Raw genomic sequence first — 14,441 nt, 5'->3', positions numbered from 1 at the left:
TGTTTTGCCCGCAGGAAAGTTCTTACAGCATTCGCGGACGTCGTCCGGCTGCCACAACCTGCCGACAATGCTAAGGTTCTGCCCTAGCTTTTGTACTTTTCCAAGGAAGCCTTTATGCCGGACGCCCAGTCCCTCAACGCTGCATTCATGGTGGTCCAGAGCAACAGCCTGGACGAACTGCGCAGCCTTGTGATCAGCATCATGCGGCGCTATCCGCTAGCACCCCTGGAAAACGAAATTGCGTTGGTGCAGAGCAACGGCATTGCTCAGTGGCTAAAATTGGCGCTGGCTGAAGACCCTGAGGAAGACGACCTCGGCGGTTGCGGCATCGCCGCTGCGATTGACGTGCAATTACCTGGCAGCTTCATGTGGCAGCTCTACCGCATGGTTCTTGGACGAGAAGAAATTCCGGCCAAATCCCTGCTCGATAAGGCACCGCTGACCTGGCGTCTGATGCGATTGTTACCCCAGGTTATTGATCGCGCGCATTTTGAGCCGTTGCAACGCTTCCTCACCCACGACACCGACTTGCGCAAGCGCTATCAGCTATCCGAGCGTCTGGCGGATCTCTTCGACCAATATCAGGTCTATCGCGCCGACTGGCTCGAGGATTGGGCCGAAGGGCGGCACCAACTGCGAAATGTCAGGGGCGAAGTAAAACCTCTGCCACCGACCAGTTGCTGGCAAGCCGAATTGTGGCGTGCATTGCTCGATGACGTGGGCGAACAGGGTATGGCGCAGAGTCGTGCCGGCGTTCATCAGCGATTCATTGAACGCATCAACAGCCTCACAGAGGCACCGCAGGGGCTACCCTCGCGAGTGATTGTTTTCGGGATTTCCTCGCTGCCCGCGCAAGTGCTTGAAGCGCTGGCCGGGCTCGCGCGTTTCAGTCAGGTTCTGCTGTGTGTGCACAACCCTTGCCGTCACCACTGGGCCGACATCGTCGCCGACAAGGACTTGCTGCGTCACCAATACAAGCGGCAATCGCGCAAAAGCGGAATGCCCGTCGTGCTTGACCCGGAAACCCTGCATCAGCACGCCCACCCCCTATTGGCGGCCTGGGGCAAGCAAGGTCGCGACTACATCAACCTGCTCGACAGCTATGACGATCCCAACAGCTACCGCGCAGCATTTCGCGATAGCCGTATTGACCTGTTCAGCGAAACCGAGCCAGAAAACCTGCTCAATCAACTGCAGAATGACATCCTCGAATTACGCCCCCTCAACGAGACCCGCGAGCGCTGGCCAGCGGTAGATCTGGCGAAAGATCAATCAATCCGTTTTCACGTAGCCCACAGTGCTCAGCGTGAGGTCGAAATTCTTCACGATCAGCTTCTCGCACGTTTCAGCGCCAACCCGGACCTGCGCCCTCGCGACGTGATCGTCATGGTGCCGGATGTCGATAGCTATGCACCCCACATCCGTGCTGTTTTCGGTCAACTCGATCGACATGATCCACGCTTCATTCCGTTCACGTTGGCCGACCAGGGGCAACGTGGTCGCGACCCTTTACTGATCGCCGTCGAACACCTGCTCAAATTGCCGGACAGTCGTTTCCCGGTCAGTGAGATCCTCGACCTGCTCGACGTTCCCGCGCTGCGTGCCCGCTTCGGCGTGGAGGAGCGTGACTTGCCGACATTGCACCGCTGGATCGAAGGTGCAGGTGTCCGCTGGGGCATGAACGCCGAGCAACGCGCCGGGCTCGGGCTGCCGGATGAGCTCGAGCAAAATAGCTGGCACTTCGGCCTGCGCCGAATGCTCCTGGGTTACGCGGTTGGCAGCGCCAGTGCCTGCGCAGGTATCGAACCCTATGATGAAATCGGTGGCCTTGATGCCGCACTGATCGGGCCGTTGGTGGCGTTGCTCGATGCACTGGAGCTCGCTCACCAGGCGCTCACGCAAGCGGCCCAACCCAAAGAGTGGGGCCAGCGACTGCAGACGCTGATGCAGTTATTTTTCAAGGCCAGTAATGAGCATGACGACTACTTGCTGACCCAACTGGAAGAGCTTCGCGAAACCTGGCTGGAGACCTGTGAGTCGGTCGGGCTGGTGGACGAACTACCGTTGACAGTTGTGCGTGAGGCCTGGCTCGCCGGCCTGGATCAGGGCCGTTTGTCTCAGCGTTTTCTGGCCGGTGCGGTGAACTTCTGCACGCTGATGCCGATGCGTGCCATTCCCTTCAAATTGGTCTGTTTGCTGGGCATGAACGACGGCGATTATCCTCGTGCGCAACCGCCGCTGGATTTCGATCTGATGGGCAGCGACTACCGCCCTGGCGACCGCTCCCGCCGTGAAGATGATCGCTATCTGTTGCTCGAAGCGCTCTTGTCCGCACGCAATCAGCTGTACGTCAGTTGGGTCGGCCGCAGCATTCGCGACAACAGCGAGCGGCCGGCGTCGGTGCTCATTGGTCAGTTGCGTGATCACCTCGCCAGCGGCTGGCGGCTGCTCGACGAAAGTCAGGATCTGTTGAGCGCCATGACCGAAGAGCATCCGCTGCAACCGTTCAGCGCGCGCTATTTCCATGAAGGCGATCAGTTGTTCAGCTATGCCAGTGAATGGCAGGTGTTACATCAACAGCACGCGCCATCCGGCAACACGCAATTGCTGACACCCTTTATTCAGGAAGAGCCTCTGAGCCTGGCGCTGCTACAGGATTTTCTACGCAACCCGGTACGGCATTTCTTCACGCAACGACTCAAAGTGTATTTCGAAGCCGCCGATGCTCCGCTGGCCGATGAAGAACCTTTTGTGCTTGATGCATTGCAGCGCTATACGCTCAGCGACAGTCTGCTCGAGGCGGCTCTGCGGCAACCGGACAACGTCGAGCAGGCACTTGAAGCTCAGGCCCGACGCCTGCAAAACAGCGGGTTGTTACCGATGGCCGGCTTCGGCGAATGTCTGCAGCGTGAATTGATCGAGCCGCTTCCGGATCTGTTGCAACGTTATCAACAGTTACTGGTGCTGTGGCCGACGCCGCTGACCAGTGCAATCCCGGTCAGTCTCGAGCTGCAAGGCTTGCGTATTGAAGGCTGGCTATCCAGCCTTCACCAGCGCGCTGACGGCGGCCTGTTGTCGGTGACGACCATTCCCAACAGCATCGGCTCGATCAAAAGTCGCAAATGGCATCGGCTGACCAAACCATGGGTAAACCATCTTGTCGCCTGCGCCAGCGGACTGTCGTTGAGTACGGCATTGGTCGCCAGTGACGACACATTGCTGCTTGAACCTATGGCGCAGGACCGCGCATCGCGTTTGCTTGGCGATCTGCTGCTCGCCTGGCAAGCAGGCATGCGTCAGCCGCTGCCGATCGCCGTAAAAACCGCGTTCGCCTGGCTGGCTCAGACCGACCCGCTCAAGGCCGAAGCGGCTGCCCGTAAAGCCTACGAAGGTGACGGGCAGACCAGCGAAGGCGAGCGCCGCGAGAGTCCTGCGTTGTCCCGACAATTCGCCGACTTCGACGCCTTGCTCGCGGACGAAACATTCTCTGGTTGGTGCGATGCTTTGTATCGTCCTTTGTTTGAAGCGCCATGGCGTTCATTGTCCAGCGAAGGGGCACGCACATGAGCACAAAGACACCGCTGGCTCTGGCATTTCCCCTGCGTGGCAGCCAGTTGATCGAAGCGAGCGCCGGCACCGGCAAGACCTTCACGATTTCTGCGCTGTATCTGCGCCTGATCCTCGGCCACGGCGGCGAGGCGAGTGGCTTCGCTCGGGAATTGTTGCCGCCGCAGATTCTCGTGGTGACGTTCACGGATGCGGCGACCAAAGAGTTGCGCGAGCGCATTCGAACGCGACTGGCCGAGGCGGCGCGATTCTTCCGCGACGAAACGCCAGCGCCTGACGCACTGATTGCTGAACTGCGTGACCAATTCGAACCGCAGCAATGGCCCGGTTGCGCCAACCGCCTCGATATCGCTGCGCAATGGATGGATGAAGCCGCGGTTTCGACCATCCACAGTTGGTGTCAGCGCATGCTGCGTGAGCACGCGTTTGACAGCGGCAGTCTGTTCACCCAATCCCTGGAAACCGATCACAGTGATTTGCTTGGCGAAGTGCTGCGCGATTACTGGCGGTTGTTCTGTTACCCGATGCAGGGTGACGCACTTAATTGGGTTCGCAGCAACTGGGGCGGTCCTGCAGCATTGTTACCTCGAGTGCGCGGTCTGTTTGCCAGTGAACGCGATAGCGAGGCGGGCAAAGCGCCGGCGCAGTTGATTGAAGAATGTCTGCAAGAACGTCGCGCGGCATTGATCGAACTGAAAATGCCTTGGCGCCAATGGGCGGACGAGTTGCTCGTCATCTGTCATCAAGGCGTTGCCAGCAAAACTGTCGACGGGCGCAAGATGCAGGCGCGCTACTTTGAACCGTGGTTCGAGAAGCTCAAGGCCTGGGCCGAAGACGAGGCGCTGGAGCAACTGGACATCGGCACCGGCTTCAGTCGACTGACCCCCGACGGCATGGCCGAAGCGTGGAAAGGTCAGGCCCCGACTCACCCGGGGCTGGACGCGATGTCGGGGCTCAAATCGAGTCTCGATGCATTGCCCACGCCTGACGCCGCGGTGCTGCAACACGCCGCCAAGTGGGTCGGCGCGCGTTTTGAAGAGGAAAAGCGCCGACGCGCCGAGATGGGCTTCGACGATATGCTTTTGCGTCTGGATGCGGCGTTGCAGTCTGATGGTGGCGAGCGTCTGGCGACATTGATCCGCGAGCAATTTCCGGTCGCACTCATCGATGAGTTTCAGGACACCGACCCGGTGCAATACCGGATTTTTGAAAGCATCTACCGCATTGAAGACAACGACCCGGCTACCGGGCTGTTTCTGATCGGCGATCCCAAACAGGCGATCTATGCTTTTCGCGGTGCAGACATTTACACCTACCTGCGCGCGCGTCAGGCCACCACCGGCCGGCTGCATACCCTGGGCACCAACTTCCGTTCCAGCCACGGTATGGTCAACGCGGTTAACCATGTATTCGAGCGCGCCGAGTCCAGAGAGCAGGGACGCGGCGCGTTTTTGTTCCGGGAGAAAACCGGTGAAAACCCGGTGCCATTCCTGCCCGTCGAATCGCAGGGGCGCAAAGAAAAACTGCAAGTGGCCGGGCAAGATATCGCGGCGCTGAATGTCTGGCACTTATCCACCGACCAGCCACTGTCAGGCGTGGTCTATCGCCAACAATTGGCGGCTGCCTGTGCCAGTGAAATCACTGCGCTGCTCAATGGCGGGCAAAGCGGCAGTGCTGGATTCACTCAAGACGGTAAAGATTTCAGAGGTCTGCGTCCTTCGGACATCGCGATCCTGGTGCGCGATGGCAAGGAGGCTCAGGCGGTGCGCGGTGAACTGGCCGCCCGAGGCGTGCGTAGCGTTTATCTGTCGGACAAGGATTCGGTGTTCGCCGCGCAGGAGGCCCACGACCTGTTGTCGTGGCTCAAGGCTTGCGCTGAACCGGATGTCGAGCGTTCGCTGAAAGCCGCGCTGGCTTGCATCACCCTGAATCTGCCACTGGTTGAACTGGAGCGGTTGAACCAGGACGAGTTGGTCTGGGAATCCCGTGTCATGCAGTTCCGTGGTTACCGCGAACTCTGGCGCAAGCAAGGCGTATTGCCGATGTTGCGTCGCTTGCTGCACGACTTCCATTTGCCGCAAACCTTGATGACACGCGGTGATGGCGAGCGGGTGCTGACCAACCTGCTGCACTTGTCTGAATTGATGCAACAAGCTGCTGCCGAGCTGGACGGTGAACAGGCACTGATTCGTCACTTGGCCGAGCTTCTGGCGCTGTCCGGTCAGGCTGGCGAAGAGCAGATCCTGCGCCTGGAAAGCGACGAGCAGTTGGTCAAAGTGGTGACCATCCACAAATCCAAGGGGCTTGAGTACCCGTTGGTGTTCCTGCCGTTCATTTGCTCGGCGAAGCCGGTGGATGGCAGTCGGTTGCCGCTGCATTACCACGACGCGACGGGCAAGGCTCAGGTCAGTCTCAAGCCCACCGCCGAGCTGATTGCCCAAGCGGATGAAGAGCGTCTCGCCGAAGATTTGCGTTTGCTCTATGTCGCGCTGACTCGCGCGCAGCATGCCTGCTGGTTAGGCGTGACGGATCTCAAGCGCGGCAATAACAACAGTTCCGTGCTTCATCTTTCAGCGCTGGGCTATCTGTTGGGTGGCGGAGCATCTTTGGGCGAGTCCAGCGGACTCAGCCGTTGGTTACAAGACCTGCAGCAGGATTGCGCGGCAATCAGCATCGGCGAAATGCCGCCGGCCACCGCCGAGCATTATCAGCCACCGCGCAATGAAGCCGTCCTCAGTGCCACGCTGCTGCCCAAGCGCAAGGCCAGCGAAAACTGGTGGATCGCCTCCTACAGCGCGTTGCGCATCAGCGATGTGCTGAGTGTCGGCAGCGACGAGGCTCCGGACAGCCCGCAGGCACAAAAGCTGTTCGACGACGAACGCCTCGACCCGGACGCGCCGCGAGAAATCATTACTGGTGGTGCCGACATCCACCGCTTTCCTCGCGGACCAAATCCCGGAACATTTCTCCACGGCTTGCTGGAGTGGGCTGGTGACGATGGCTTTGCGGTGTCCCGCGAAGCGTTGGAGGATGCGATTGCCCGGCGTTGCAACCTGCGTGGCTGGGAAGGCTGGATAACCACCTTGAGTGACTGGCTGCAGCACTTGTTGAAATCGCCATTGCCGATTGGCGGGGGGCAACCGCCGGTGATTCTCGAGCAGCTCAAGCAATACCGCGTCGAGATGGAGTTCTGGTTCGCCAGCCATAAAGTCGACGTACTCAAACTAGACGAACAGGTGCGTCAGCACACTCACCGAGGTGTGGCCCGTGTGGCGGCAGAACCGGTGCAGCTCAACGGCATGTTCAAAGGCTTCATCGACCTGACCTTTGAACACAATGGCCGTTACTACGTGGCCGACTACAAATCCAATTGGCTGGGCGTGGATGATCAGGCCTACACCGAGCAAGCCATGGAGCAGTCGATCCTCGACAATCGCTACGACCTGCAATACGTGCTGTACCTGTTGGCATTGCATCGCCAACTCAAGGCACGGCTGCCCGATTACGATTACGACCGGCATGTCGGCGGCGCGTTGTATCTGTTCCTGCGTGGCACGCGTGCCGACAGCAGCGGTGTGTATTTTGCGCGCCCGCCCCGCGAGCTGATCGAGCGCCTTGACCGGATGTTCCAAGGCAAACCCGAACCCAAGGCCGAGCCCGCATGGGAACAGGGAGTCTTGTTATGAGCCGCACTTTCACCGATCTGTTGCCGACCCCCTTGGCTGCCGACAGCCTGTCGGCCCTTGCACCGCTGACCCGTGCCGATGATTTGCTGCTGTTGCTCACCCGCTGGGTCGAGCGGGGTTGGCTGCGCGCGCTGGACAAAGCGTTCGTTGCGTTCCTGCACGAGCTTGAACCGGACACCGATCCGCTGGTGTTGCTTGCCGCCGCGCTGACCAGCCACCAGCTCGGCCACGGACACGTGTGTCTCGACCTGTTCGAAACCCTCAAGGCACCGGATTTTGCATTGTCGTTACCGCCCGAAGGGGATGTGCAAGGCGGTGTGCTATTGCTGCCTTCGCAATTGCTCGAAGCGCTCGATGGCGTGCACTGGTGCAAGGCATTGGCCGGCAGTGCCCTGGTCGCGCTGGCCGCCGATTCCAATGAAGTGGCGCAACAACGTCCGCTGGTGCTCAGTGGCAAGCGTCTTTACCTGCGGCGCTATTGGGCTTACGAGCGACGCATCGATACCGCGTTGCGCCTGCGTCTGGCACAAGGCGAAGCGAGCCCTGACGATTTGCCGCTGCGGCTGAACGAGTTGTTCGGATCGGCCCGCTCCGGTGAGGTGATCGACTGGCAAAAGCTTGCCTGTGCCCTCGCCACGCGTGGCGCGTTCAGTATCGTCACCGGAGGCCCGGGTACCGGCAAAACCACTACGGTGGTGCGTCTGCTGGCATTGCTTCAAGCACCCGCCGTAGAAGCCGGGCAACCGTTACGCATTCGTCTGGCGGCGCCGACCGGCAAGGCGGCCGCTCGATTGACCGAGTCCATCAGCCAGCAAGTGCAATCGCTGCAAATCGCTGAAGACGTGCGGGCGAAAATCCCCTGCGATGTGACCACCGTGCACCGTTTGCTCGGCAGCCGGCCCGGCACGCGACATTTCCGCCACCACGCCGGCAACCGTTTGCCGCTGGATGTGCTGGTCGTCGATGAAGCGTCGATGATCGACCTGGAGATGATGGCCAATCTGCTTGATGCACTGCCGTCCCATGCGCGTTTGGTGTTGCTCGGCGACAAGGATCAACTGGCCTCCGTTGAAGCAGGTGCGGTGCTCGGTGACCTGTGTCGTGACGCCGAGCAAGGTTGGTACAACCCGCAAACCCGGCAATGGCTGGAGTCGGTCAGCGGTGAGTCGTTGCAGGGCAGCGGCTTGCATGAGGACGTCGACGGCTCTCATCCGCTGGCACAGCAAGTGGTGATGCTGCGCCACTCGCGGCGTTTCGGCGAGGGCAGCGGCATTGGGCAACTGGCGCGTCGGGTCAACCAACAGTTGTCGGACGAGGCGCGGCAGTTGCTCCAGGCCGGGCACTATGACGATGTATTTTCGTTGCCACTGCCTCAGGGCGAGCACGATCACAAGCTGGAAAAACTGGTGCTTGAGGGCCATGGAGACGGCCCGCAAGGTTATCGGCATTATCTGACGGTGTTGCGCAATCAACGTCCGTCGACGGGCAGACCGCTGGAGCATCCGGACTGGATCAACTGGGCGCGTGATGTCTTGCAGGCGTTCGATACCTTCCAGTTGTTGTGCGCCGTACGTAAGGGGCCTTGGGGCGTGGAAGGGCTGAACCAGCGCATCACTGCAGCACTGTTCAAGGCACGCCTGATCGACAACGACCAGCAATGGTATGAAGGCCGGCCAGTCCTGATGACCCGCAATGATTACGGTCTGGGCTTGATGAACGGCGACATTGGCATCGCCCTCAAGCTGCCCGAGCGTGAAGGCCCGGATGCCGGTAAACCGGTGCTGCGCGTAGCGTTCCCGCGCAATGACGGTCAGGGCGGTGTGCGCTTCGTTCTGCCAAGTCGACTCAACGATGTTGAAACCGTCTACGCCATGACGGTGCACAAGTCCCAGGGTTCGGAGTTTGCGCACACCGCGCTGATCCTGCCGGACACCTTGAATCCGGTGTTGACCAAGGAGCTGATCTACACCGGCATTACCCGCGCCAAACATTGGTTCACCCTCATCGAGCCGCGCCCCGGGGTATTTGAGGAAGCGGTGCAGCGCAAGGTCAAACGCCTCAGCGGACTGATGCTGGAACTGGAAGAGGGTACCGAGACTCGCGGATGAAAATACCCGTGACCGGCGGCGAATACTGACTGGCCGGTCAGAGCTCGCTGCCTCGCTGGTGTTTCTTCGCTGTGCTATCGTTGCGGCATCATTTCGCTACGATCCAAGAGAATTCCTGCATGAAGGTGTCTGTCTGGGCGACAGAGCGCGTGGTTGGCTGCAAGCACACGTTGCTTATCGGCCTGCTCTGGTTGTTGACGGGCGTTGCCGTCGCGCAAACGCCAGCGCCGACAGGCATGGCTGAGCAACGGGCAAAATCTGTCACGCAGGTCGTTCTTGGCATCCTCAGTTATGCGCGCTGGCCGGTAGAACCTGCACAGTTGCGTCTGTGCATCGTCGGCCCGACCGAGTACACCGATGACCTGGTCAAAGGCACCACGCAAGCCACCGGTCGGCCAGTCATCGTGCGGCGCCTGCTCGCCGACAACCCGGCGATCGTCAGTGAATGTGATGCGGTGTACATCGGCAAACTCACCGCGGATGAACGCAGTCGACTGTTCGCTTCGCTGATCGGCCACCCGGTGCTGAGCATCAGCGAAGGCGGTGATCAGTGCACGGTCGGCAGTCTGTTCTGCCTGCGGATTGGCGATGAGCAGGTGTCCTTCGAGGTCAATCTCGACTCCGTTGCCCGCAGTGGCGTGCGTATTCACCCAAGCGTCTTGCAGTTGTCGCGTCGCAAACCGGCGGCGCCATGAAACTGTTCAGAAAAAGTAGCCGCCCCACGTTGGGCTCGGTCATCGGCCGAGGTCATTTGATCGTCGCCTTGGTTGGGGTGGCCATGGCCAGCGTTTCGCTGACGTTTCTCGGGCTATTGGCGCTGCGTGTCTACGCCGATCACAACTTGCACCTGATCGCCCGCTCGATCAGCTACACCGTTGAAGCGGCCGTCGTGTTCAACGACAAAACGGCCGCGACCGAAGCACTGGCCCTGATCGCCTCGACCGAGGAGGTGGCGGATGCGCAAGTGCTGGACGCGCAGGGTGAGTTGCTCGCCCGTTGGCAGCGCCCGGAGAACGGCTTGTTCTCCGGCCTGGAAATGCAGATTACCCGTGCACTGCTGGAGAAACCGATCAGCCTGCCAATCCTCCACCAGGATCGCGAGATCGGGCGGATTCTGCTCACAGGTCACGGCGGTAGCCTGATGCGTTTTCTGTTGAGCGGTCTGGCCGGGATTTTTCTCTGTACAGCAATCAGTGCCTGGGTTGCGCTGTATCTGGCGCGTCGACAGTTGCGCGCGATCACCGCGCCCCTGCGCAGCCTTGCCGATGTCGCCCACGCCGCGCGCAGTGAGCGGGCGCTGGATCGCCGCGTGCCGGCGGCGCAAATCGCCGAACTCGACAACCTCGGCAACGACTTCAATGCCCTGCTCGACGAACTCGAAGCGTGGCAAAGCCACCTGCAAAGCGAAAACGAAACCCTCGCCCACCAGGCCAGTCATGACAGCCTCACCGGATTGCCAAATCGGGCTTTTTTCGAAGGTCGATTGATCCGCGCCTTGCGCAACGCCAGCAAACTCAACGAGCGCGTGGCGGTGCTGTTTCTCGACAGTGACCGCTTCAAAGGTATCAACGATAACTTCGGCCACGCTGCGGGTGATGCGGTTCTCGTTGCAGTGGCCAATCGCATTCGGGCGCAGTTGCGCGAAGAGGACCTGGTGGCGCGGCTGGGCGGTGACGAGTTCGCCGTTCTGCTCGCACCGCTGCACAAGATCGAAGATGCCGAGCGCATTGCCGACAAGATCCTCGCCAGCATGGACATGCCCATTGCGCTGCCGGGCGACACCCGTGTTGTGACCTCGCTCAGTATCGGCATCGCGGTTTATCCCGATCATGGGGCCACGCCGGGCGCCTTGCTCGATGCCGCGGATGCGGCCATGTATCAAGCCAAGCGGCTGTCGCGCGGCGCCCAATTCACCGCCGGGGCGGAGCACCCGGCTGATTCCGTTCAAACCAGGAGCTGACTCTCGTGTTCACACTGTCTATTCGATCTTTTTACGCTGTGCTGTTGATGGCCGTGCTGGCCCTGACCGGTTGCCAGACCGCGCCACAAAAGGGCCTGACCCCGGCGCAAGTCGCGGTGCTCAAACAACAGGGCTTCGAGCTGACCGACGAGGGTTGGGAGTTCGGCCTGTCCGGCAAAGTACTGTTTGGCAGCGACGTCGAAAGCCTGAACAAGGAAAGCACCGAGATCGTCGAGCGCATCGGCAAGGCGTTGCTGGGCGTCGGCATCGAGCGCGTGCGGGTCGATGGCCACACCGACGCATCGGGCAAGGAAACCTACAACCAGCAACTGTCGCTGCGCCGCGCAAAGAGTGTCGCGAAAGTGCTGGGCACGGTCGGCATGAAGCAAGAGAACATCCAGTTGCAGGGCCTGGGCAGCAAAGAGCCGGTGGCGTCCAACGATACGGCGGCGGGCCGCACGGAAAACCGTCGTGTCGCGATTGTGGTCAGCGCCGACTAGTCGGCGAACTGCATGTCGCGAGTCTCGCCCATCAACAGCGCCTGATTGCGCTCGGTCACCTCACGGATGTAATCCCACAACAGGGTGATCCGCTTCAACTTCCTCAGATCCTCGCGGCAGTACATCCAGAACTGCCGGGTGATGTTGATTTCCTCCGGCAGGACCGGCAGCAGGCGCGGATCCTGGGCGGCGAGGAAGCACGGCAGGATCGCCAGCGAGCGCCCTTGCTGCGCCGCGACAAACTGCGCGATCACGCTGGTGCTGCGCAAGTTGGCGCTGGCGCCGGGCAATACGTTTGCCAGGTAGAGCAGCTCCGAGCTGAACGCCAGATCATCCACATAACTGATGAATTGATGCTTGCCCAAGTCTGCCGGGCGGCGGATCGGTGGGTGTTTGTCCAGATAGTCCTGGGTCGCGTAGAGCTGCAAACGGTAGTCGCAGAGTTTGCAGCAGACGTACGGCCCATGCTCCGGGCGCTCCAGCGCAATGACGATGTCGGCCTCACGCTTGGACAGGCTGATGAAGTGCGGCAGCGGCAGGATGTCCACCGAGATCGCCGGGTAGGCGTCGACAAAGTGACTCAACTGCGGGGTGATGAAAAAACTGCCGAAGCCTTCGGTGCAGCCCATGCGCACATGCCCGGACAACGCCACGCCGGAGCCTGACACCTGCTCGCAGGCCATGTGCAAAGTGCTTTCAATCGACTCGGCATAACCGAGCAAACGCTGACCTTCGGTGGTCAGCACGAAGCCGCTGGTGCGCGACTTTTCGAACAACAACGTTCCGAGCGCCGCTTCCAGCGAACTGATTCGCCGCGACACCGTGGTGTAGTCGACAGCCAGGCGTTTGGCAGCGGTGCTGGCCTTGCGGGTACGGGCGACTTCAAGGAAAAACTTGAGGTCGTCCCAGTTCAGCGAACCGAGTGAGGTGATGTTTTTTTGCATGATGGACGGGCTTATATGTGCGTTCTTATTAGAAGTTTGCACATCTATACTCCAAAAACCGTCCGACAACCAATTCGTGACACACGCCTCATCTCAAGGCGAACCTTTCGCCTTGGCTCCTAAGATAAAAACAAGTTTTGGAGACCAGCATGAACGCATCGCTTACGCCCAACGAAACCACGGTCCAGAAGGTCAAGCTGCTGATCAATGGCGAGTGGGTCGAATCGCAGACCACCGAGTGGCACGACATCGTCAACCCGGCGACCCAGCAAGTGCTGGCGAAAGTCCCGTTCGCCACCGCCGCTGAAGTCGATGCTGCCGTCAGCGCTGCCCAGCACGCCTTCCAGACCTGGAAACTGACCCCGATCGGCGCACGCATGCGCATCATGCTCAAGCTGCAAGCGCTGATCCGCGAGCACTCCAAACGCATCGCCGTGGTGCTGAGCGCCGAGCAAGGCAAAACCATTGCCGACGCCGAGGGCGATATTTTCCGTGGCCTGGAAGTGGTCGAGCACGCTTGCTCCATCGGCACCCTGCAAATGGGCGAGTTCGCCGAGAACGTCGCCGGCGGCGTTGATACTTACACCCTGCGCCAGCCGATCGGCGTGTGCGCCGGCATCACCCCGTTCAACTTCCCGGCGATGATTCCGCTGTGGATGTTCCCGATGGCGATTGCCTGCGGCAACACGTTCGTCCTCAAGCCGTCCGAACAGGATCCGCTGTCGACCATGCTGCTGGTGGAGCTGGCGATTGAGGCCGGTGTTCCGGCGGGCGTGTTGAACGTGGTGCACGGCGGTAAAGACGTGGTCGATGGCCTGTGCACGCACAAGGACATCAAAGCGGTGTCCTTCGTCGGTTCGACCGCTGTCGGTACTCACGTTTACGACTTGGCCGGCAAGCACGGCAAACGCGTGCAATCGATGATGGGCGCGAAGAACCACGCCGTGGTGCTCGCCGATGCCAATCGCGAGCAAGCACTGAATGCCTTGGTCGGCGCCGGTTTCGGTGCGGCCGGGCAACGTTGCATGGCCACCTCGGTGGTGGTGCTGGTCGGCGCGGCGAAGCAATGGCTGCCGGACCTGAAAGCGCTGGCGCAGAAACTCACCGTCAACGCCGGCAGCGAGCCGGGCACCGATGTCGGCCCGGTGATCTCGAAAAAAGCCAAGGCACGGATTCTCGAGCTGATCGAAAGCGGCATCAAAGAAGGCGCCAAGCTGGAACTGGACGGCCGCGACATCAAGGTGCCGGGCTACGAGCAAGGCAACTTTATCGGCCCGACCCTGTTCTCGGGCGTGACCACCGACATGCAGATCTACACCCAGGAAATCTTCGGCCCGGTGCTGGTGGTGCTGGAAGTCGATACCCTTGATCAGGCGATTGCGCTGGTCAATGCCAACCCGTTCGGTAACGGCACTGGCCTGTTCACCCAGAGCGGCGCAGCGGCACGTAAATTCCAGACGGAAATCGATGTCGGTCAGGTCGGCATCAACATCCCGATCCCCGTGCCGGTGCCGTTCTTCAGCTTCACCGGTTCTCGCGGTTCGAAACTCGGCGACCTCGGCCCGTACGGCAAGCAAGTGGTGCAGTTTTACACGCAGACCAAAACGGTCACGGCGCGCTGGTTCGATGACGACAGCGTCAACGATGGCGTGAACACCACCATCAACCTGCGCTGA

Annotated in this window: 8 protein-coding genes; 7 read left to right on the top strand and 1 reads right to left on the bottom strand. The window is 60.5% G+C overall.

Going from position 1 to position 14,441, the window contains the following annotated elements; translation table 11 throughout:
* Positions 1 to 114: 114 nt before the first annotated feature.
* From recC to A8O26_RS20110, 6 genes are all read left to right on the top strand, one after another.
* Entirely contained in the window at positions 115 to 3,567 is a 3,453-nt protein-coding gene (gene recC / locus A8O26_RS20135; RefSeq protein WP_064119526.1) for an exodeoxyribonuclease V subunit gamma, read from the top strand.
* On the top strand, positions 3,564 to 7,253 hold the full coding sequence (gene recB, locus A8O26_RS20130) for an exodeoxyribonuclease V subunit beta (RefSeq protein ID WP_064119525.1): 3,690 nt from the start codon (positions 3,564 to 3,566) through the stop codon (positions 7,251 to 7,253). Before recC ends, recB begins: the two co-directional genes overlap by 4 nt.
* Positions 7,250 to 9,361 carry an exodeoxyribonuclease V subunit alpha gene (gene recD, locus A8O26_RS20125; RefSeq protein ID WP_064119524.1) on the top strand — a complete coding sequence of 704 codons (2,112 nt, stop codon included), beginning with the start codon at positions 7,250 to 7,252 and terminating at the stop codon, positions 9,359 to 9,361. Before recB ends, recD begins: the two co-directional genes overlap by 4 nt.
* A gap of 119 nt (positions 9,362 to 9,480) precedes the next feature.
* Complete coding sequence (locus tag A8O26_RS20120) at positions 9,481 to 10,056, top strand: YfiR family protein (protein ID WP_064119523.1); 576 nt, start codon at positions 9,481 to 9,483, stop codon at positions 10,054 to 10,056.
* Complete coding sequence (locus tag A8O26_RS20115) at positions 10,053 to 11,321, top strand: diguanylate cyclase domain-containing protein (RefSeq protein ID WP_064119522.1); 1,269 nt, start codon at positions 10,053 to 10,055, stop codon at positions 11,319 to 11,321. Before A8O26_RS20120 ends, A8O26_RS20115 begins: the two co-directional genes overlap by 4 nt.
* Before the next feature lie 47 nt (positions 11,322 to 11,368).
* A complete protein-coding gene (locus A8O26_RS20110) occupies positions 11,369 to 11,821 on the top strand; it encodes an OmpA family protein (protein ID WP_437339886.1) in 453 nt (150 codons plus the stop codon).
* On the opposite strand, the gene A8O26_RS20105 is transcribed toward A8O26_RS20110, so the two are convergent.
* Positions 11,818 to 12,765 carry a LysR family transcriptional regulator gene (locus A8O26_RS20105; RefSeq protein WP_064119520.1) on the bottom strand — a complete coding sequence of 316 codons (948 nt, stop codon included), beginning with the start codon at positions 12,763 to 12,765 and terminating at the stop codon, positions 11,818 to 11,820. The two genes, A8O26_RS20110 and A8O26_RS20105, sit on opposite strands and share 4 nt — an antisense overlap.
* Before the next feature lie 149 nt (positions 12,766 to 12,914).
* Here A8O26_RS20105 and A8O26_RS20100 point away from each other — a divergent pair, with 149 nt between their 5' ends.
* Complete coding sequence (locus tag A8O26_RS20100; RefSeq protein ID WP_064119519.1) at positions 12,915 to 14,441, top strand: CoA-acylating methylmalonate-semialdehyde dehydrogenase; 1,527 nt, start codon at positions 12,915 to 12,917, stop codon at positions 14,439 to 14,441.

This window comes from Pseudomonas fluorescens (assembly GCF_001648775.1).
Taxonomy (GTDB): Bacteria; Pseudomonadota; Gammaproteobacteria; order Pseudomonadales; family Pseudomonadaceae; genus Aquipseudomonas; species Aquipseudomonas fluorescens_M.
This window is presented reverse-complemented; position numbering and strand designations above follow the sequence as displayed.

Bases quoted from the DNA above. Each gene is read 5' to 3' on its own strand.
- A8O26_RS20115 (WP_064119522.1), top strand. From the start codon at position 10,053: ATGAAACTGTTCAGAAAAAGTAGCCGCCCCACGTTGGGCTCGGTCATC.
- recB (WP_064119525.1), top strand. From the start codon at position 3,564: ATGAGCACAAAGACACCGCTGGCTCTGGCATTTCCCCTGCGTGGCAGC.
- recD (WP_064119524.1), top strand. From the start codon at position 7,250: ATGAGCCGCACTTTCACCGATCTGTTGCCGACCCCCTTGGCTGCCGAC.
- A8O26_RS20105 (WP_064119520.1), bottom strand. From the start codon at position 12,765: ATGCAAAAAAACATCACCTCACTCGGTTCGCTGAACTGGGACGACCTC.
- A8O26_RS20110 (WP_437339886.1), top strand. From the start codon at position 11,369: ATGGCCGTGCTGGCCCTGACCGGTTGCCAGACCGCGCCACAAAAGGGC.
- recC (WP_064119526.1), top strand. From the start codon at position 115: ATGCCGGACGCCCAGTCCCTCAACGCTGCATTCATGGTGGTCCAGAGC.
- A8O26_RS20100 (WP_064119519.1), top strand. From the start codon at position 12,915: ATGAACGCATCGCTTACGCCCAACGAAACCACGGTCCAGAAGGTCAAG.
- A8O26_RS20120 (WP_064119523.1), top strand. From the start codon at position 9,481: ATGAAGGTGTCTGTCTGGGCGACAGAGCGCGTGGTTGGCTGCAAGCAC.